18 protein-coding genes are annotated in these 18,078 nt (G+C 74.0%); 9 read left to right on the top strand and 9 right to left on the bottom strand.

Annotated features, from left to right (window positions below; genetic code table 11):
* Both ACQEVZ_RS24135 and ACQEVZ_RS24130 read right to left on the bottom strand, forming a co-directional pair.
* Window positions 1-639 (bottom strand): sugar O-acetyltransferase, encoded by a 639-nt coding sequence (locus ACQEVZ_RS24135; protein WP_433370167.1) that lies wholly within the window; start codon window positions 637-639, stop codon window positions 1-3.
* A gap of 36 nt (window positions 640-675) precedes the next feature.
* Window positions 676-1,242 (bottom strand): hypothetical protein, encoded by a 567-nt coding sequence (locus ACQEVZ_RS24130; RefSeq protein WP_433370164.1) that lies wholly within the window; start codon window positions 1,240-1,242, stop codon window positions 676-678.
* 62 nt (window positions 1,243-1,304) lie between these two features.
* Here ACQEVZ_RS24130 and ACQEVZ_RS24125 point away from each other — a divergent pair, with 62 nt between their 5' ends.
* Window positions 1,305-1,754, top strand: a complete 450-nt coding sequence (locus tag ACQEVZ_RS24125) for a MarR family winged helix-turn-helix transcriptional regulator (protein ID WP_433370161.1) — start codon at window positions 1,305-1,307, stop codon at window positions 1,752-1,754.
* Here ACQEVZ_RS24125 and ACQEVZ_RS24120 read toward each other — a convergent pair.
* Genes ACQEVZ_RS24120 through ACQEVZ_RS24100 form a run of 5 tightly spaced genes read right to left on the bottom strand, consistent with a single transcriptional unit; the run spans window position 1,751 to window position 7,463 of the window.
* Window positions 1,751-2,560, bottom strand: coding sequence for a hypothetical protein (locus tag ACQEVZ_RS24120; RefSeq protein WP_433370158.1), 810 nt, complete (start codon window positions 2,558-2,560; stop codon window positions 1,751-1,753). The two genes, ACQEVZ_RS24125 and ACQEVZ_RS24120, sit on opposite strands and share 4 nt — an antisense overlap.
* A 2-nt stretch (window positions 2,561-2,562) precedes the next feature.
* On the bottom strand, window positions 2,563-3,483 hold the full coding sequence (locus ACQEVZ_RS24115) for a sigma-70 family RNA polymerase sigma factor (protein ID WP_433370155.1): 921 nt from the start codon (window positions 3,481-3,483) through the stop codon (window positions 2,563-2,565).
* A complete protein-coding gene (locus ACQEVZ_RS24110) occupies window positions 3,480-5,648 on the bottom strand; it encodes a bifunctional polysaccharide deacetylase/glycosyltransferase family 2 protein (RefSeq protein ID WP_433370152.1) in 2,169 nt (722 codons plus the stop codon). Before ACQEVZ_RS24110 ends, ACQEVZ_RS24115 begins: the two co-directional genes overlap by 4 nt.
* A gap of 26 nt (window positions 5,649-5,674) precedes the next feature.
* Window positions 5,675-6,046 carry a hypothetical protein gene (locus tag ACQEVZ_RS24105; protein WP_433370149.1) on the bottom strand — a complete coding sequence of 124 codons (372 nt, stop codon included), beginning with the start codon at window positions 6,044-6,046 and terminating at the stop codon, window positions 5,675-5,677.
* Between the two features lie 31 nt (window positions 6,047-6,077).
* The gene (locus ACQEVZ_RS24100) at window positions 6,078-7,463 is read right to left on the bottom strand and encodes an extracellular solute-binding protein (RefSeq protein WP_433370146.1); all 1,386 of its coding nucleotides are present in this window, start codon (window positions 7,461-7,463) and stop codon (window positions 6,078-6,080) included.
* 88 nt (window positions 7,464-7,551) lie between these two features.
* Here ACQEVZ_RS24100 and ACQEVZ_RS24095 point away from each other — a divergent pair, with 88 nt between their 5' ends.
* The 4 genes from ACQEVZ_RS24095 (at window position 7,552) to ACQEVZ_RS24080 (ending at window position 11,848) form a co-directional block, all read left to right on the top strand.
* The gene (locus ACQEVZ_RS24095) at window positions 7,552-8,721 is read left to right on the top strand and encodes a diguanylate cyclase domain-containing protein (protein WP_433370143.1); all 1,170 of its coding nucleotides are present in this window, start codon (window positions 7,552-7,554) and stop codon (window positions 8,719-8,721) included.
* Between the two features lie 31 nt (window positions 8,722-8,752).
* Window positions 8,753-9,778 (top strand): M36 family metallopeptidase, encoded by a 1,026-nt coding sequence (locus tag ACQEVZ_RS24090; protein WP_433370140.1) that lies wholly within the window; start codon window positions 8,753-8,755, stop codon window positions 9,776-9,778.
* 57 nt (window positions 9,779-9,835) lie between these two features.
* Window positions 9,836-10,702 carry an LLM class F420-dependent oxidoreductase gene (locus ACQEVZ_RS24085; protein WP_433370137.1) on the top strand — a complete coding sequence of 289 codons (867 nt, stop codon included), beginning with the start codon at window positions 9,836-9,838 and terminating at the stop codon, window positions 10,700-10,702.
* 201 nt (window positions 10,703-10,903) lie between these two features.
* Entirely contained in the window at window positions 10,904-11,848 is a 945-nt protein-coding gene (locus ACQEVZ_RS24080) for an NAD-dependent epimerase/dehydratase family protein (RefSeq protein WP_344515223.1), read from the top strand.
* On the opposite strand, the gene ACQEVZ_RS24075 is transcribed toward ACQEVZ_RS24080, so the two are convergent.
* On the bottom strand, window positions 11,808-13,676 hold the full coding sequence (locus ACQEVZ_RS24075; protein WP_433370134.1) for a polysaccharide biosynthesis protein: 1,869 nt from the start codon (window positions 13,674-13,676) through the stop codon (window positions 11,808-11,810). The genes ACQEVZ_RS24080 and ACQEVZ_RS24075 overlap by 41 nt on opposite strands.
* Window positions 13,677-13,826: 150 nt before the next feature.
* Between ACQEVZ_RS24075 and ACQEVZ_RS24070 the strand changes: the two genes are divergently transcribed.
* Entirely contained in the window at window positions 13,827-15,263 is a 1,437-nt protein-coding gene (locus ACQEVZ_RS24070; RefSeq protein ID WP_433370131.1) for a polysaccharide biosynthesis tyrosine autokinase, read from the top strand.
* Here ACQEVZ_RS24070 and ACQEVZ_RS24065 read toward each other — a convergent pair.
* A complete protein-coding gene (locus ACQEVZ_RS24065; RefSeq protein ID WP_344515218.1) occupies window positions 15,220-15,729 on the bottom strand; it encodes a low molecular weight phosphatase family protein in 510 nt (169 codons plus the stop codon). The genes ACQEVZ_RS24070 and ACQEVZ_RS24065 overlap by 44 nt on opposite strands.
* 12 nt (window positions 15,730-15,741) lie before the next feature.
* Here ACQEVZ_RS24065 and ACQEVZ_RS24060 point away from each other — a divergent pair, with 12 nt between their 5' ends.
* From ACQEVZ_RS24060 to ACQEVZ_RS24050, 3 genes are read left to right on the top strand one after another with little or no spacing between them, the layout of a single operon-like run.
* The gene (locus tag ACQEVZ_RS24060) at window positions 15,742-16,851 is read left to right on the top strand and encodes a DegT/DnrJ/EryC1/StrS family aminotransferase (protein WP_433370127.1); all 1,110 of its coding nucleotides are present in this window, start codon (window positions 15,742-15,744) and stop codon (window positions 16,849-16,851) included.
* Entirely contained in the window at window positions 16,848-17,450 is a 603-nt protein-coding gene (locus ACQEVZ_RS24055) for a sugar transferase (protein ID WP_344515214.1), read from the top strand. Before ACQEVZ_RS24060 ends, ACQEVZ_RS24055 begins: the two co-directional genes overlap by 4 nt.
* The gene (locus tag ACQEVZ_RS24050) at window positions 17,447-18,070 is read left to right on the top strand and encodes an acetyltransferase (protein WP_433370123.1); all 624 of its coding nucleotides are present in this window, start codon (window positions 17,447-17,449) and stop codon (window positions 18,068-18,070) included. Before ACQEVZ_RS24055 ends, ACQEVZ_RS24050 begins: the two co-directional genes overlap by 4 nt.
* Window positions 18,071-18,078 lie beyond the last annotated feature (8 nt).

The following is an 18,078-nucleotide window of genomic DNA, read 5'->3' as shown; positions in this document are numbered from 1 at the left end:
TCAGGCCGGGCCGGGCGTGGCCGTCGGCGCGGGCGTGGTCGCCGGGGTGGCCGGGGCGGCCGCCGGGGCCGGTGCGTCGGTGAGGTGGCGGACGATCCGGGCCGGGTTGCCGACCGCGAGGACGCCCGCGGGGAGGTCCCGGACCACCACGGAGCCGGCGCCGACGACGGTGTCGGCGCCGATCGTGACGCCGGGGCAGACGATGACGCCGCCGCCGAGCCAGACGTTGTCGCCGATGACGATCGGCTTCGCCGCCTCCCACTTGTCGCGGCGCGGGCCCGGCTCCAGCGGGTGGGTGGAGGTCAGCAGCTGCACCCCGGGCCCCATCTGCACGTCGTCGCCGATCGTGATCGTCGCGACGTCATTGCAGACCAGGCCCCAGTTGGCGAACGCGCGGGCGCCGAACGTCGTCTGATACCCGTAGTCGCAGCGCAGCGGCGGCCGCACGTAGGCGCCCTCGCCGAAGCCGCCGAGCAGCTCGGTCAGCACCGCCCGCAGCCCCTCGTGATCGGTGGGGTCCGTCGTGTTGAACCTGTGGGTGAGCGCCTGCGCGCGGGCGTCGTCGGCCGCCAGCTGCGGGTCCTCGGCGCGGTACAGCTCCCCGGCGAGCATCCGCTCCCGCATGGTCCTCTCGGTCATGTGTACAACCGTACACTCGCTATGTACATCTGTACACTACGCGTCCACCACGCTGCGCCGCCGGCTGATCAGCGCGGCGACCAGGGCGGCGGGGATCCACAGGTACACCGCGAAGAACCCGGCGAACTTCAGCGCCGCGGCGGTCGAGTAGAGGACCGCGACGACCGGGTTCACCGTGGCGGGGTCGGGCAGCATGACGAAGGAGAGCAGATTCTCCACCGCGTCGCACAGCGGGGCGAACAGGCCCAGCGCCACGGCGGCGGTGGCGACCCGCCGGCCGCGGCTGCCGGCCGGGAACGCGCGGGCGATCAGCGCGAGGGTGGCTGTGAAGAACAGCGCCGTGGCGGCGATGAAGGCGAAGTCCATGAACTGGGTCTGCCAGTAGACGCCGAGGGTGCCCGCGTCCCGCATCGTCGTGTACCAGCCGGAGAGCTTGCCGGCGCTGAATGACAGCTGGCCGACGTAGTAGGGCACCGGGTAGCCGGACCGGGCGTAGAAGCCGTCGAGGACCGTCTGGGTGACCCGCTGGGCGGCGAAGCCCGTCACGGTGGCGCCGGCCAGGACGGGGAGCTTCGCGCGCTGCACACGCTCAATGAATTCCATGGAATGTATCTTGCGGAGAGCGGTGGCGTGACGTCAAGTGTTCCATGGAATATATTTGCCGCATGACCCCTCAGACGCGCGCTGAGCTGCAAGGGCGGGCGGTGCGCGAGCTGTCGATCGCGCACCAGCTCGCCGAGACGCGGCTCAACCGGGCGCTCCGCCCGCTCGGGCTGACCATGACCCACACCGCGGTCCTGCTCCACCTCGCCAACGCCGGACCGGGCTCGGTCGGCGACATCGCCGCCGCGATGGAGGTCAACCAGCCCGCCGTCTCGAAGACCCTCAAGACGCTGGTCGACCGGGGCGCGGTGACGATGGAGGCGGCACCCGGCGACGCCCGCCGGCGCTCGGTCGCGCTCACCGCGCTCGGCGGCGAGCTGATCGGGCAGGCCATGCGCGCCATGCACCCCGACGCGACGGTCGCCTTCGCCGGACTCGACGACGAGCGGCTGCGCCGGCTCGTCGACCTCCTCGCGGAGGTCCGCGCCACCCTGGACGCGGCGCGGCGTTAGCGGCCGGACTGCTTGACCGGGTGGGTGCGGCTGGGCTTGACGGTGCTGGGCTTGACGGCGCCCGGGCGGGAGGCCTCCACGGCGGAGGGCTCGACATTCGCGCCTTCTTCGCCCGGGCGGGAGGCCGCCGGGGCGGTGGGCGCGGGTGTCGGGGTGGTGGGCGCGGGCGTCGGGGCGAGGACGCCCCGGCAGAAGTCGTTGATCCCGGTCGCGCCCTTCGCCGCCTGGGCGAGGGTGCGGCGGTCCTCGCCGCTGACCGGCGGGGCCTGCGGGTTGGTGCGGCTCGCCTCCCACGCGCGGCAGAGCTCCTCGATCCGGGTGGCGCCCGACAAGCTCGCCTGCGGTGACGGCGACCGCGACGGCGCCGGTGCGGCGGCCGGCGACCCGGGCGGCGGGGCGTGCGGCGAGGTGGCCGGCGCGCTGCCCTCGTCGTCGCCGAACAGCGACTCGACGGTGCGCCGCACCGGATCCGGCAGGGGCGCGCCGCTCGCCGCGTACGCGGTGCCGCCCAGCGACACGACCGCCGCGACGGCGCACGCGAAGAGGGCGTTGCGCCGCCTGCGCCAGCTGCGGCGGTACGCCCGGCGGAACTCCCGCACGGTGTCGTCCTCGCTGGTCAGCTCGGCGGGCAGGGCCGGCCCCGCGGCGGCGACGAGCAGCGCGGCGACGCCCGCGTGCCGCCCGGCGGCCGGCTCGCACAGGTCGAGCAGGCGCTCGGCGACGTCGGGCGTCAGGCCGTCCAGGGCCGGGCCGTCGGGTGCCGGCGCGTCAGGGGTAAGCGCGTCGTGGATCGGTGTCTCGGGCATGATCAGCCGCCTTCCCGCGGATCTGTGCCGCGGTGCGCCTGGACTTCGGGGTGTTCGGCCAGCCGGCGCAGCCCTCGCATCGTCGCGACACGGACCGCGCCGGGGCGCTTGCCCAGGACCTTGGCGGTGCCGGCGACGTCGAGACCGGCCACGACGCGCAGCATCACCGACTCCGCCTGGTCGGGGGGCAGGGTGCGGATCATCCGCAGCGCCCATTCGGTGCCGGACCGGTCGCCGGCGTCCAGGGCCACGTCGCGGACGATCTCGCCGGCCGCCTCGCGGACCTCGTGCACGGTCTGGTGCGGCTCCTCGCGGCGCCGCCACGCGCGCCGGTTCTCGTCGATCCCGCGGTTGCGGGCGATCCGGAAGAGCCACACCCGGAACGCGGTCGTGCCGCCGCTGAACCGCCGCAGGTCCCGCGACGCCTGCAGCCACGTCTCCGACGCCACGTCCTCGGCGGCGTCGCCGCAGACGACCCGCAGGTACCGCAGCACCAGCGGCTGCAGCGCCCGCCACAGCTCCGCGAACGCCGCGGCGTCGCCGCCGATCGCCCCGGCCAGGGCCACTTCGAGGCGGTCGTCGAGCGTGGTCTCGCCCAGCGCCAGCTCGACCGGCGACATCCCGGTGTCGCCGTCCGCGGGCATCCCGGCGTCGCCGTGCGCGAACGTGCCGGCATCGCCGGCGTCGACCGCCGGCGTGCCGGCGCCGGCGCCCGCCGGGGGCTTGGCGTCGGTGCGCGGGGACGTCCCGGCGTCGCTGCCTGCCGGCGTCCGTGCGTCGCCGCGCCCGAACGTGCCGGCGTCGGCGCCCGCCGGAGGCTTGGCGTCGGCGAGTGCGGGCGTCCTGGCGTCGCCGCCCGTCGACGAGCGCGCGGAGCAGCCGTTGGAGTACGGCGTCGGGTGGGTACCGGCCAAGGCGGTCACGGCCGGCCCGACAGATCCGACGGCCACGCCCGGCCGTCGCGCGCCACCCGCGGCTCGAAGCCCTGTGGCGCGGGCAGGTCCCTGGAATGGGTCGAGGAATGGGTCGAGTGCGATGCCCGGTCCGGGTCCACCGCCGGCGCCTGGTGCGGTTCGAGGGCGCCCGGGAGCCCGGGCCCGCGCGGGGTGACGGCGGCCGCGGCGAGGCCGGTGCGGACCGATGCCTGCCAGCGCTGCCGGCCGCCGAGCAGCGCGGCGACGGCCGACTGGATGACGACCAGGTAGAGCAGCTGGCGGTACACCACCTGCTGCAGCGGCACCGTCCACAACGGCCCCAGGGACTCGCGGTCGAGCCGGAGCGCGTAACCGGCGGCCAGGACCTGCAGGGCGGTGAAGCCGCACCACACCGCGGCCACCTGGGCCCAGGGCAGGAAGAGGAGGCTGTAGACGGCGTAGACGTCGATCAGTGGTGCGGTCAGCGGCAGGAGCATCTGGAAGACCGCCAGGTAGACCAGGCCGCGCCGGCCCAGGTGGCCGCGCTCACCGACGGCCCGGCGGTGCTTCCAGGCCGCCTGCATCGTGCCGTAGCACCACCGGTACCGCTGCCGCCACAGCTGCCGCAGCGACGACGGCGCCTCGGTCCAGGCGATGGCGCGGTCCGCGTACACGACCCGCCACCCGGCGCGCAGGATGGCCATCGTCAGGTCGGTGTCCTCCGCGAGGGTGTCCGCGGGCACCCCGTCGGTGTCCAGCAGCGCCGCCCGGCGGAACGCGCCGATCGCGCCCGGGATGGTCGGCATGCACTCGCCGAGGTCGAACATGCGCCGGTCGAGGTTGAAGCCGACCACGTACTCCAGGTGCTGCCACCGGCCGAGCAGCCCGCCCCGGTTGGCGACCTTCGTGTTGCCGCTGACCGCGCCGACGGACGGGTCGGCGAACGGCTGGACGAGCCGGCCGATCGCGTCGGGCTCGAACACGGTGTCGCCGTCGACCAGCACCAGCAGCTCCCCGTGAGCGGCCGCGACGCCGGTGTTGAGGGCGGCGGGCTTCCCGGCGTTGGCCTGGCGGATCAGGCGGACCCCCGGAAGCGCGAGACGGCGCACCACGTCGGCGGTGTCGTCGGTGGAGCCGTCGTCGACGACGACGACCTCGAGCGCGGGGTAGTCGTTGCCGATCAGCGAGCGGACCGTCGCGGCGATGTTCGCCGCCTCGTTGTAGGCCGGCACGACGACCGACACCAGGCCGAAGGACCGCAGCCGCCCCGCGACGGCGCGGCGCGCGTGCCGGCGGGCGATGGCCACCTGGACGGCGAGCCTGATCAGGGCGAGGACGGTGGCGGCGACGATCAGCCACCACATCGCGGCGCTGATCCAGCCGCCGGCGGTCTGCGCCCAGCGCAGCGCGTGGCCGCGGGCGACGTCGCCGGTGCCGGCCGCCGCGTCCGGCGGCAGGCCGAGCCCCTCGGAGACCGTGACGAACCGCCGCCCGGGGGCGGCGGCGATCCGCTCGACCGCCGCCACGGTCTGCGTGCGGTCGCCGCCGCCGTCGTGCAGCAGCACGACACCACCCGGCGCGGCCGCGGCGACGATGGCGTCCACCCCCGGCCGCTGCCAGTCCTGCGTGTCGCGGTCGGTCATGACGGTGAGGAACCCGGCGGGCAGCCGCTCCGGCACCGACAGGTACGGCGGCCGCAGCAGCCGCACGGTCCGCCCGGTCGCGGCGGCGATCGCGGTGCGGGTGAGGTCGAGCTCGAGCCGCTGCCGCCAGGCGGGCAGCGCGGCGAGGTCGGCGTGGGTGAAGGTGTGCACGCCGAGCTCGTGCCCTTCGGCGACGATGCGCCGCACCAGGTCCGGGTGCTGGTTGACCCGCGAGCCGACCACGAAGAACGTGGCCCGCGCGTGGTGGCGGCGCAGCGCGTCGAGGATCAGCGGCGTCCACCGCGGGTCGGGCCCGTCGTCGAACGTGAGCGCGACCGCGCCGGCCGGCATCCCAGCGGAGCGCACGGTGCCGTCCGCCTGGACCTGCAGCACCGGTCCCAGCTCGCCGGGGGCCGCCGAGGGCGAGGCGCCGGGCACGCCCCGCACCCAGCCGTCGAGGCACAGCTCGGCGAGCAGGACCGCCATGACGAGCAGGAGCAGCAGCCAGTGCGCCCGGGGCGCCCTGCGCACCCGGTGGGATGTGTGCCGGGCCACCGCTATTTCGTCCGGCTCGGTCGCGGATTGCCGGGGTGCGCCGTCTTCCGGTTGTCGTGCGGCTCGCTCGCCGACGGGCTGGGTGACGCGCCGCCACCGGTCACGGGTGCGGCGGCGGGGCGCGCCGAGGTGGGCTTCGCCGCGGGCCGGGCGGGCGCGCCGGAGGTCGGCGCCGTCCCGAGACCGTCCTGGTGGCGACCGATCTGGCCGTTTTCCGGCAAACCGGGCAGCGGCACCGGCGAGGCGCCCAGCAGCCCGGCGATCAGCAGCGCGCAACCGGCCGCGAGCAGCACACCGAGGCCGGCCCCGAGGATCGTGAAGAGCCTCCGGCGCCGGCCGGTGCGGTCCACGAAGACCGGGTCGACCACATCCACGGGAGAAGGAGCGGCGGGACCCCCGAAAGCGTTACGGCGTGATCCCCGTGTTCGTCGGGTCGCGCAGCGCTTCATCGATGTCCGCGGTCGTCCTGGTCATGATCGCCTGGACCTGACCGCGACCCAGGGCCCCGGGCGCGCTCCACAGCTCCCGCAGGTCCTTCGCGATCACCGACTCGACGATGATCCAGGCCGAGACCGACGGGTACATCTTGCCGTGCGGGATCATCTCCCGGAACGCGGCGTACTCCGGCTCGGTCGCCAGCCTGGTGCCCTCGATCGCCTCGGTGCGGGCCGGCCACAGCCCCGAGTTGACGCTGTAACGCTGCTGGCTCGCCTTGCCCGTCAGGTACCGGACGAACTCGAACGCCGCCTCGGGATGCTTCGCCTCCTTGAGGATGCCCAGGTTGGAGCCGCCCAGGAAGCCGAAGCGGCCCGCCTTCCCGGCCGGCATCGGCGCCGTCGACCAGCCCGCCTTCAGGCCTGCGCGGGAGGGGTCGGAGGCGAACTCGGCGACCGACTGGGAGTTGTCGATGGTGATGGCGCCGGTACCTTCGGCGAACGCGCGCGGCACGTCGCTGGAGGACAGCGCCATCGCCTTCGGGTCGTCGTAGAGCCCGATGAGCCGCTGGTAGTACGTGACGCCGTCGACCGCGGCGGGCTCGGCGAGCATCGACTTCGTGCCGTCGTCCTTGATCAGGTCACCGCCGGCGCCCCAGATGAACGGGGCCACGTTGTGGATGATGCCGAAGTTGTTCTGCAGGCCGATGGCGAGCGGCGCGACCCCGGCGTCGGACACCTTGATCTTCTGCAGGGTCTCCTCGAAGGAGTCCCAGGTTGCGAACGCCTCCTTCGGGTCCAGGCCGAGCTTGCGCAGCACGTCCGTGCGGTAGAACAGGGCCCGGATGTCGATCAGCCACGGCAGCGCCGTGATCTCCTGCGACGTGATCAGGTGGCTGGAGCTCCAGCTCGCCTTGGCGAAGACGTCCTCGCCGCCGACCGCCGCGATCTCCTCGATGCTGTACGGGCGCAGCGCGCCGATCGAGCTGAAGCCGGCCACCCAGGTGGTGCCCAGCACCGTCACGTCGGGGCCCTCGCCGCTCGTCGACGCCGTGCTGAGCCGGGTCAGCGCCTCGTCCCACGGCACCCGGACCGCCTTGACCGTGATGTTGGGGTGCGCCTTGTGGAACTCCTCGGTCTCGGTGATGACCGCCTGGTCCTGCACCGGCCCGCCGTACGGCATGTACCAGAACTCGATCGTGACGGGTGGCCGGTCGGCGGCGTACCCGATGCCACCGGCGCCCTCGCCGTCCTTCTTCGCGCACGCCGCGGCGGGCAGGAGCGTCGCGGCGGCGGCCGCCGCGGACATGATCAGCCGGCGCCGGCTCAGGCTGCGTTGCACTGGGGAGCCCCTCATGAAGGGCCAATCGTCCCGAAGCCCCGGGTACTGAAGAATCTCCGGCACAAAACTCGAAGGTCGGCGCGTGCGTGCCGATAGCCATGCCATGCGGAAGGTCGGGAAGCTCGGGTGGCGCTGGCCGCGGGTGCTGGCGCTCGCGATCGTGCTGCTCGGCGGGGTCACGTTCGCCAACGTGTACCTGCACGGCAGGAGCCAGTCCCAGGAGGCCACCCGGTCGCGCCTCAGCGAGCTCAACATGCTGCTGCACGAGGAGAGCTCGCTGCAGTGGAAGACCGTCGCCGACCGCAACACGCCCGTGACGGTCGCCCGCGAGCTCGGCGAGATCCGCGGCCGCGAGCGCGACATCGTCGAAGCGCTTGGCGACCTCGACGCCGCCACGGTGCAGCGGCTGGAGGACAGCGTCAGCGCGTACCACGCCGTGCTGGACACCGAGCTCGGCATGCTCGGCGTCGGCAAGATCGCCGAGGCGCGGGCGCTGGAGAAGCGGCAGACCGAGCCGCAGTTCGGCCGGCTGAACGCCCAGCTGCGCAGCCTCGAGCAGCAGGCGGCCGACGCCGCCGCGCTGGCCAACACCGTCGCCGACCTGTCGCTCGCCGTCGCCATGACCCTCGCCGTCACCGCGATCGGCTGGCTGCTCTACCGCTTCGAGCGCGAGCACCGCCTCACCACCAAGGCCAACGAGGAGATGCTGGAGCAGCAGCAGATCGCCCTCGACACGCTCGCCGAGCACGAGGCGCTGATCCGCCACCAGGCATCCCACGACCCGCTGACCGGCCTGCCGAACCGCCGCATGCTCACCGAGCTGCTGGAGGGCGGCGACTGCGCCGACCAGGCGCTGCTCCTGGTCGACCTGGACAACTTCAAGCCCGTCAACGACCAGCTCGGTCACGCCGCGGGCGACGACCTCCTCATCGGCGTCGCCGGCCGGCTGCTCGCCGCGGTCCGCGGCGACGACACCGTGGTCCGCCTCGGCGGCGACGAGTTCGCGATCGTCATCGCCGGCGGCGACGCGAGCGTCGCGGTCCGCGTCGCCGAGCGCATCGTCGCCACCGTCGGCGAGCCGTTCGAGATCGCCGGCACCGAGGTCCGCGTCGGCGCCAGCGTGGGCGTCGCGATCAGCGGCGGCGGCCGCGACGGCGGCGAGCTGCTCCGCGACGCCGACATGGCGATGTATCAGGTGAAGCAGGGCACCAAGGGCGGCTTCGCCGTCTACAAGGAGCCGGCCGTCCGGCTGGTCCACCAGGCCGTCCGGTAACGCGCGCGGCGCCACCTCCGCTCCTTCGCGCATGAAGGAAAGGATCCTCGCGCTGACCGCGGCGGTTGCCACGGTCGTATCCGTCGGGGCGGCCGGACCGGCGCACGCCACGCCGACCGGCGAATCGGCGACCGCGACCGTGTTCTTCCCCAACCCGGTGCAGGCCCTCGGACTGCAGAGCCTGGTCGATGCGAAGGACGCCGACAGCCCGGCGTTCGCACCGGCCTACCGTCAGGTCACGCTCACCGACCTCGACGGCACCGGCAAGCTGTCCGGCCGGTACGTGGTCGTGAAGAGCTCCACCGGCAAGGCGGCCCTCGCCGTCGACGGCGCGTTCCCCGCCTGGCATCGCGACGCCGACCAGTTCGAGCAGGTGATGGCATACCACTGGGTGACCACCGCGCAGCGGTACCTGCAGCATCTGGGCTTCGGCTCGGCGCTCAGGCCGGTCAACCAGCGCCGGATCGAGGTCCGCATCGACCAGTACGGCGGCGACAACTCGTTCTTCCGCGACGACAAGGCCAACATCACCCTCGGCAAGGGCGGGGTCGACGACGCGGAGGACGCCGAGGTCATCGTGCACGAGTACGGCCACTCGGTGCAGGACGGCCAGGTGCCCGGGTTCGGCACGACCCTGGAGTCGGGCGCGATCGGTGAGGCGTTCGGCGACTACCTGGCCGTGGCGGTCACCAGCTGGGCGACCGGGGCACCGGCCCGCACCCCGGAGGCGTGCGTGGCGGACTGGGACTCCGTCTCCTACACCAGCACCGTGCCGCACTGCCTGCGCCGGCTCGACGGCACCAAGCACTACCCGGAGAGTGTCGTCGGCGAGGTCCACGCCGACGGCGAGATCTGGTCCCGCGCCCTGTGGGACATCCGGGTGGCGCTCGGTGACACCCGGGCCAGCACCTTGATCGTGGAGGCGCAGTTCGCCTTCGCGGTCGACACCACGTTCGCGGCGGCGGCCCAGGCCACCGTGGACGCGGCGCAACGCCTCTACGGCACCCAGGCCGCCCAGGCGACCCGGACCGCGTTCGTCGCACGCGGACTGTTGTAGGGGGTTTCATGTCCCGGATCGCCGCAACCCCGGCGATCCGGGACAATGATTGACCCCATGAAGCTGGGGCTGCACTACTGGAACTTCTCGACACCCGCCGACCCGGCGGCCATCGCGCCGACGCTGCGGGAGACCGCCCTCATCGCCGAGCAGGCGGGGGTCGCGTCCTTCACGGTCATGGACCACTACTTCCAGATGGACGGCATGGCGCCCGCCGAGGAGCCGATGCTGGAGGGCTACACCACGCTGGGCTACCTCGCGGCCCTCACCGAGCGCATGACGCTGGGCCTGCTGGTGACCGGCGTGATGTACCGCCACCCAGGCCTCCTGGCGAAGATCGTCACCACGCTGGACGTGCTGTCGGCGGGCCGGGCGCGGCTCGGGATCGGCGCCTCCTGGTACGAGCGCGAGCAGCGCGGCCTGGGCGTGCCCGTCGTGCCGGTGGCGGAGCGCTTCGAGCGCCTCGAGGAGACGCTGCGGATCTGCCTGCAGATGTGGAGCGACGACAACGGCCCCTTCGAGGGCACCCACTACCGGCTGACGGAGACGCTCAACTCCCCGCCGCCGCTCGGCCGCGCCCGCCCGATGATCATGATCGGCGGCGGTGGCGAGAAGAAGACGCTGCGCCTGGTCGCGAAGTACGCCGACGCCTGCAACCTCTTCGGCTCCACGCCCGAGGACGTCGCCGCGAAGCTCGACGTCCTGCGCGCCCACTGCGACACCGAGGGCCGCGACTACGCCGGGATCGTCAAGACCGTGCTGGTCACGCGCCCGCCGCTGGAGGACCCGGACGCCTGGCTCCGCGACGTCGAGGCCTACGCCCGCCTCGGCGTCACCGAGGTCCAGACGATGCCCGACCGCCACCCGGTCGAGTTCGCCACCATCCTCGCCAAGGACGTCCTCCCGCGGATGGACCTCAGCTGAGCAGGGCGATGTCGCGCAGGTAGTGCTCGAGGTCGCCGCGGGCGATGTGGGCGGCGAACGCCTCGTTGCCGGCGGCGGCCTCGGCGCGCATGTAGTCGGTGAGCAGACCTCGATGCTGTCCGAAAGGACGGGTTCATCCGGAAAAACGGTGACCTCGTCCGTGGCGTCACCTGCTCCGCCCGGTCGCCGTTGCACCCGTTGATGAGAGTTCTGGTCACCGGCGGCGCGGGGTTCATCGGGGGAAACCTGTGCCGGGAGCTGGTCACCCACCCTGCCGTGCACGAGGTCGTGGCGTTCGACGACCTGAGCACCGGCAGTGAGGGCAACCTCGACGGCGTCGGCGCGACGCTGATCACCGGCAGCATCCTGGACCGGCCCGCGATCGACGACGCGGTCGAGCGGGCCGACGTCGTCATCCACCTGGCCGCCCGGCCGTCGGTGCCGCGGTCCGTCGCGGACCCGCTGCGCAGCCACCTGGTCAACGCCACCGGCACCATGCACGTGCTGGAGGCCTGCCGGCGCGGCGGCACGCCGATCATCACGGCGTCCTCGTCCTCGGTGTACGGGCCGACGAAGGTCCTGCCGAAGCACGAGGAGCTGCCGACCCGCCCGCAGAGTCCGTACGCTGCGAGCAAGCTCGCGGCCGAGTCGTCGGTGCTGGCCTACGGCGCCACTTACGGCCTGCCGGTGCTCGCGCTGCGGTTCTTCAACGTGTACGGGCCGCTGCAGTCCGTCGGTCACGCCTACGCCGCGGTGATCCCGACGTTCGCCGACGCGGCGCTGCGCGGGCAGCCGCTGCACGTCCACGGCGACGGGCGGCAGACGCGGGACTTCACGTTCGTCGGGTCGGTGGCGCGGCTGCTCACCGACGCCGCGGTGCGCCGGGTGACCAGCCCGACCCCGGTGAACCTGGCGTTCGGCACCCGCACGTCGCTGGTCGACCTGATCGACAAGATCCGCGGGCTGGTCGACCGGCCGGTCGAGGTGGTCTTCGACCCCGCCCGGCCCGGCGACGTGCGCGACTCGCAGGCGGAGTCGTCCCGGCTGCGGGAGCTCTTCCCCGGCCACGGGCCGGTCCCGCTCGACCAGGGCCTCGCCGAGACCGTCAGCTGGTACGAGCGGCAGATAGCGTCGGCACCGCGATAGGCGCCGCGGGCGCCGAAGAAGGCACCGCAGGCGCCGCGGTCGGCGCCGCCGGCAGGGCGGCGGGCTCGACGAACGGCACCAGGCACAGGTCGGCGAGCTGGCCGACCAGGGCCGCCGGCGAGGACCGCACGTCCAGCGCGAGGGCCAGCGACGGGTCGAGCGGCGGCACCGAGACGTGCGAGATGAGCGGGTGCAGCGGCCGCAGGTCGATCTCGCCGGCGCCGAAGAGCTCCTCGTGCAGCTTCTCGCCGTGCCGCAGGCCGGTGTAGACGAAGTCGACCGGCCGCTCGGCCTGCGCGGCGAGCTGGTGCGCCAGGTCGTCGATCCGCACCGGCGTGCCCATGTCCAGCACGAGCGCCTCGCCGCCGGCGCCCAGCGCGGCGGCCTGGATCACCAGCTGCACGGCCTCCTGGACCGTCATCATGAAGCGGGTCACGTCCGGGTCGGTGACGGTGACGGGTCCGCCGGCGGCGATCTGCGCCTGGAAGGCGGTGACGACCGAGCCGCGGCTGCCGAGCACGTTGCCGAACCGGACGTTGAGGAACGTGCCGGCCGCGACGGCCGAGCGGTGCGCGGTCAGGCGCTCGGTGATCCGCTTCGTGTAGCCCAGGACGCTGATCGGGTTGGCGGCCTTGTCGGTGGAGATGTTCACGAAGCGCTCGACCCCCACCGCGTCGGCCGCCGACAGGACGTTGAGCGTGCCGAGGACGTTGGTCTGCAACGCCTCGGCCGGGTGCCGCTCCAGCAGCGTGAGGTGCTTGAGCGCGGCGGCGTGGAACACCACCTCCGGCCGGCGCTCGGCGAGGACCGCGGCGATGGAGCCGGCGTCGCGCAGGTCGGCGAGGATCAGCTCGGGGCTGTCCAGCAGGGCCCGGCCGTGGATCGACAGCTGCACCGCGTGCAGCGCCGACTCGTCGCGGTCGAGCATCATCAGCTCGGCCGGGCCGAAGCGGTGCAGCTGCCGGCACAGCTCGGAGCCGATCGAGCCGCCGGCGCCGGTCACGAGGACCCGCCGGCCGGCCAGGTAGTCGCCGATCGCGGCCAGGTCGGTGTCGATCTGGCGGCGGCCGAGCAGGTCCGACAGCTGCACGTCGCGGATCTCCGCGACCCCCACGGGCCCGTCGAGGCTCTCGTCGATGGACGGCAGGATCTTGAGATCGCGCCGCGCGGCGGTCGTCACGGCCCGGACGTCGCGCAGCAGCGCGCCGTCGTCGGCCCGGATGGCGAAGATGACGACCTCGGCGCCGGTCCGGGCGAGCGCGGCGGCGAGCGAGGCCCGCCCGCCGAGCACGGCGACGCCCTCGACGCGCAGGTTCTGCTTGGCCGGGTCGTCGTCGACGATGCCGACCGGCCGGTAGCGGCAGTGCGGGTCGTGCGCCATCGAGCGCAGCAGCCGGTGGCCGGCGGCGCCGGCGCCGTAGACGAGCACCGGCACGGCCTGCGCGGAGGGGGCGACCCGCAGCCGCCGCTCGCGCCGCAGCCGGCCGGCCGCGCGGCCGGTGACCATCGCCAGCAGGGTGGCCATCGCGCCGACCCCGGCGACCGCCGCCGGGGCGACCCCGGCGACCCACAGCAGCCCACCGGTCGCGGCGACGGTGAGCGCGAGTGCCCGCAGCTCGGGCAGCGTCCCGTGGCCGTAGCGGCGCCGGTACAGGTGGACCGGCCACGCGATCGCCGTGTGCGCCGCGGCGGCCAGGACGATCGCGGCGCCCGCGGTGAGCAGCGACGGACGGTCCGGCCCGATCGTGATCGCCAGCGCGAGGCCGCCGGCCCAGGCGCAGAGGTCGGCGGGCCAGTCCGCGGGCCCGGAGGGCCTGTGGTCGTCCATCGGTTCCCCCTTCGACACGGCGACCATTCTTCACGATTTGGCAGATGAGATCCCGGTAAAACCGGATAGGGGAAATTAGACCGTTTCACCTCTTGCGTCATGACAACATGTCACTCTTCGTGAAGAAGCGAACACGGGAGGTCATGGCGTATGGAGCTGCGCGACTATGTCAGCGCGGTCCGGAAACGCTGGTGGCTGGTGGCCACGACCGCCTGCCTGGCCCTGGTCGCCGCGGTCGTGATCACCGCGCGTACCGCGCCGACGTATGCCGCCTCGGTGACGTTCTTCGTCAGCACCCCGAGCAGCGGCGTGACCGACGCCTACCAGGGCGGCCTGTTCTCGCAGCAGCGCGCCCGGTCCTACGTCAACCTCGTCACCAGCGACCGCCTCGCCCGCGCCGTCGCCACGGACCCGGGCGTCGGCCTGGACGCCGACGGGGTCAAGGCACGCATCAGCGCGCGCACCGTGCCCGACACCGTGCTGCTGGACATCACCGTGCTGGACACCCGCAGCGACCGCGCCCTGCGCATCGCCGAGTCCGTCGCGACGCAGTTCGCCGCCCTCGTCGCGGTCCTGGAGACCCCGCCGGGCGGCGACAGCCCGACCGTCCGCGTCGACGTGGTGACCGGCCCCCGCGTCGGCACCGACCCCGTCTCGCCGCAGCCCGCCCGCAACTTCGCCGTCGCGCTGCTGATGGGGTTGCTCGTCGGCGCCGCCGGCGCCGTCCTGCGGGAGATCCTGGACAGCAGCGTCCGCTCCGCGACCGCGCTGCGGCAGGCCGGCGGCAAGGCCGTGCTCGCCACCGTGCCACTGGACCCGCGGGCCCGCCAGGAGCCGCTCCTGCTGGAGGACGCCACCTGGTCGCCGCGCGGCGAGGCGATGCGTCACCTGCGCACCAACCTGCAGTTCGTCGACCCCGACCGGCGGGCCCGCTGCATCGTCGTGACCAGCGCGCTGCCCGACGAGGGCAAGTCGACGATCGCCTGCAACCTCGCGATCGTCCTCGCCGAGAACGGGCACCGCGTCCTGCTGATCGACGCCGACGTGCGGCGGCCGAAGCTGGCCGAGTACCTCGACCTGGAGGGCGCCGTCGGCCTCACCAATGTGCTCGTCGGCCAGGTCGACCTGGACACCGCCGCGCAGCCGTGGGGCGACCGCGACCTGTGGGTGCTCGCCAGCGGCTCGATCCCGCCCAACCCGAGCGAGCTGCTCGGCTCGCAGCAGATGGCCCGGCTGCTCGCCACCGCCGGCGAGGACTTCGACTACGTCGTCGTCGACACCTCGCCGCTGCTCGTCGTCACCGACGCCGCGGTCGTGGCCAGCCGCGCCGACGGCGCCGTGCTGGTCACCCGGGCCGGCAAGACCACCGTCACCCAGGTGCGCTCCGCGGTCCTCGCCATCGACGCGGTCTCCGCCCGGCTCTTCGGCTGCGTGCTCAACGGCGCGAAGTCCGGCGGCGACGACGCCTACTCCTACGCCTACTACGGCACCCGGGCCGGCGCGCCGCTGCTGAAGGCCGCCGCCGCCGGCAAGCCGGCGCCGGTCACCCGGGATCTCGACGCGGCCGGCCGGCCAGGAGGGCGATGATGTCCGCGATCGTCCCGGCGCAGACGCGGAACCCCTCGACCGGGCCGCCGAACGGGTCGGTCAGGTCGTCGTCGAGCGGCGAACCCGCCCGCAGCCGCCCCCGCACCCGCGCGATGTCGCGCAGCGTCGTCGGCTCCGGCGGCAGCGCCGCCAGGTACCGGCCGAACTGGCGCAGCGTGAACGTCCGCGCCGCCGTCGCCGGGGCGAGCGTCACGCAGTGCGCCCGCTCCGCCCGCGTCGCGGTCAGCACCAGGTCGGCGCCGGCCAGCAGCGCGGCGTCGACGCGCCGGCTGGCGAAGCCCGCGGGGTCCGCGCCCCGCTCCAGCAGCACCGCCTTCGCCTCAGGCGGCATGTCCAGACCAGGCATCGCGTGCGTGCCGGCGCTCGCGGCGTCCAGGCCACCGGCCCGGGCCAGCCGCTCGGCCATGGCCGAGCGGCACAGGTTGGCCCGGCAGACGAACAGCATGGAAAGCCCCCGATGAACTCACGCATCTTCCTGTCCGCGCCCGACATCTCGGGCACCGAGGAGCGCTACCTCGTCAACGCCTTACGCTCCGGTTGGGTCGCGCCCGTCGGGCCGGATCTCGACGCGTTCGAGGCCGAGGTCGCCCGGCGGTGCGGCACCGCGCACGCCGTCGGCGTCAGCTCCGGCACCGCCGCGCTGCACCTGGCGCTGCTCGCGATGGGCGTCGGCCCGGGCGACACGGTGATCGTGCCGACGCTGACCTTCGCGGCCACCGCCAACGCCGTCGTCTACACCGGCGCCGAGCCCGTCTTCGTCGACAGCGAGCCCGACACCGGCAACATCGACGCCGCCCTCGCCGAGCGGGCCGTCGCCGACCTGCGCCGCGAGGGCAGGCGCGTCGCCGCGGTCGTCCCGGTGGACCTCTTCGGCGCCTGCGCCGACCACGGGTCACTCCTAAACGTGGACGTACCGCTGCTGGAGGACGCGGCCGAAGCGCTCGGCGCGACCCGGGACGGCCGGCCGGCGGGGTCCTTCGGGCGGGCCGCGGCGCTGTCGTTCAACGGCAACAAGATCATCACGACGTCCGGCGGCGGGATGCTCGTCACCGACGACGCGGCGCTCGCCGAGCGCTGCCGCCACCTGGCCACCCAGGCCCGGCAGCCGGTGCCGCACTACGAGCACGCCGACGTCGGGTACAACTACCGGCTCAGCAACCTGCTCGCCGCGGTCGGCCGAGCGCAGCTGTCCCGCCTCGACGGGATGCTCGCGCGGCGGCGGCAGCTGCGGGAGCGCTACGCCAAGACCTTCGCCGGCGTGCCCGGCGTGCGGATCGTCGGCGACGGCGAACACGGATCCAACTGCTGGCTGACCGTCGTCGCGGTCGAGGAGCGCGAGTCCGGCTGGTCCGCCGCGGCGCTCGGCGAGCATCTCGCCCGGCACGACATCGAGACGCGGCCGGTGTGGAAGCCGATGCACCGGCAGCCGGTGTACCGCCAGGCCCGCAGCTGGCTGACCGGCGCCGCCGACCACCTCTTCGCGACCGGCCTGGCGCTGCCCAGCGGCTCGCAGCTCGGCGACGCCGCCCAGCGGCGCGTCTTCGACGCGATCGACGAGTTCCTGTGAACCGCGCCCTGGACCTCGCCGGCGCCGCCGCCGCCACGGTCGTCCTCGCCCCGGTCATCGCCGCCACCGCCGTCTTCGTCCGCTGCACGATGGGGTCGCCGGTGCTGTTCCGGCAGGAGCGGACCGGCCTGCACGGGCGGCCGTTCACGTTCGTCAAGTTCCGCACGATGCGCCCGTCCCCACGCGGCTTCGACCCGGGCAGCGACGCGGAGCGGCTCACCGCCGCCGGCCGCTTCCTGCGCGCCACCAGCCTCGACGAGCTGCCCGCGCTGTGGAACGTCCTGCGCGGCGACATGAGCCTCGTCGGCCCGCGCCCGCTGCCGGTGGCGTACCTCGGCCGGTACACCGAACAGGAGGCGCACCGGCACGACGTGCGGCCCGGCATCACCGGCCTGGCCCAGGTCCTCGGCCGCAACAACCTCACGTGGGAGCAGAAGTTCGCCCACGACCTGCACTACGTGCGGGCCCGGTCGCTGCGGATGGACCTGCGGATCCTGGCCGCGACGGTCCGCACCGTCGTGCGCCGTGACGGCGTCACCGCGGCCGGCTCCGCGACCAACCACGAGCTGCGCGCCGTGCCGGAAGGGCGGCAGGCGTGAGGAACGGTCTCGTCATCGTCGGCATCGGCGGCCACGGCCGGGAGATCCTGACCATCGCCCGGGCCGCCGGCATGCCCGTGCGCGGGTTCGTCGACGACAACCCCACCCAGCGCAACCTCGACCGGGTGACCGCGCTCGGCGTGCCGTTCCTCGGCCCCAGCACCCGCCTCGGCGAGGAGCGCCCCTCGATCGGCTACGTGATCGGCATCGGCGACCCGCGGATCCGGGCCCGCCTCGACGAGCAGCTGCGGCCGCACGGCCTCGCCGCGGCCACCCTGATCCACCCGGCCGCGACGATCGGGCCGGACGCGTGCCTCGGCGAGGGGTTCGTCGCGTTCGCCGGCGCCCGCGTCACCACCGACGTGCGCATCGGCCGGCACGTGCACCTCAACCAGAACTGCACCGTCGGCCACGACACCGAGCTCGCCGACTTCGTCCAGGTCAACCCCCTGGCCGCGATCTCCGGCGACTGCCGGATCGGGTCCGAGGTGCTGATCGGCACGACCGCCTGCGTGCTGCAGGGCCTGCGGGTCGGCGAGGGCGCCACCGTCGGCGCGGGCGCGTGCGTCACCCGCGACGTCGAGCCGAAGGCGACCGTGAAGGGGGTTCCGGCGCGGTGAAGGTCGCG

Source organism: Dactylosporangium sp. CA-152071 (genome assembly GCF_050936335.1).
GTDB classification, from domain to species: Bacteria; Actinomycetota; Actinomycetes; order Mycobacteriales; family Micromonosporaceae; genus Dactylosporangium; species Dactylosporangium maewongense.
This window is presented reverse-complemented; position numbering and strand designations above follow the sequence as displayed.

What these genes read in the sequence shown, in the direction of transcription:
- ACQEVZ_RS24085 (WP_433370137.1), top strand. Translation starts at nt 9,836, where the DNA reads ATGAAGCTGGGGCTGCACTACTGGAACTTCTCGACACCCGCCGACCCG.
- ACQEVZ_RS24100 (WP_433370146.1), bottom strand. Translation starts at nt 7,463, where the DNA reads ATGAGGGGCTCCCCAGTGCAACGCAGCCTGAGCCGGCGCCGGCTGATC.
- ACQEVZ_RS24135 (WP_433370167.1), bottom strand. Translation starts at nt 639, where the DNA reads ATGACCGAGAGGACCATGCGGGAGCGGATGCTCGCCGGGGAGCTGTAC.
- ACQEVZ_RS24065 (WP_344515218.1), bottom strand. Translation starts at nt 15,729, where the DNA reads ATGCTGTTCGTCTGCCGGGCCAACCTGTGCCGCTCGGCCATGGCCGAG.
- ACQEVZ_RS24090 (WP_433370140.1), top strand. Translation starts at nt 8,753, where the DNA reads ATGAAGGAAAGGATCCTCGCGCTGACCGCGGCGGTTGCCACGGTCGTA.
- ACQEVZ_RS24080 (WP_344515223.1), top strand. Translation starts at nt 10,904, where the DNA reads ATGAGAGTTCTGGTCACCGGCGGCGCGGGGTTCATCGGGGGAAACCTG.
- ACQEVZ_RS24070 (WP_433370131.1), top strand. Translation starts at nt 13,827, where the DNA reads ATGGAGCTGCGCGACTATGTCAGCGCGGTCCGGAAACGCTGGTGGCTG.
- ACQEVZ_RS24120 (WP_433370158.1), bottom strand. Translation starts at nt 2,560, where the DNA reads ATGCCCGAGACACCGATCCACGACGCGCTTACCCCTGACGCGCCGGCA.
- ACQEVZ_RS24060 (WP_433370127.1), top strand. Translation starts at nt 15,742, where the DNA reads ATGAACTCACGCATCTTCCTGTCCGCGCCCGACATCTCGGGCACCGAG.
- ACQEVZ_RS24125 (WP_433370161.1), top strand. Translation starts at nt 1,305, where the DNA reads ATGACCCCTCAGACGCGCGCTGAGCTGCAAGGGCGGGCGGTGCGCGAG.
- ACQEVZ_RS24130 (WP_433370164.1), bottom strand. Translation starts at nt 1,242, where the DNA reads ATGGAATTCATTGAGCGTGTGCAGCGCGCGAAGCTCCCCGTCCTGGCC.
- ACQEVZ_RS24095 (WP_433370143.1), top strand. Translation starts at nt 7,552, where the DNA reads ATGCGGAAGGTCGGGAAGCTCGGGTGGCGCTGGCCGCGGGTGCTGGCG.
- ACQEVZ_RS24075 (WP_433370134.1), bottom strand. Translation starts at nt 13,676, where the DNA reads ATGGACGACCACAGGCCCTCCGGGCCCGCGGACTGGCCCGCCGACCTC.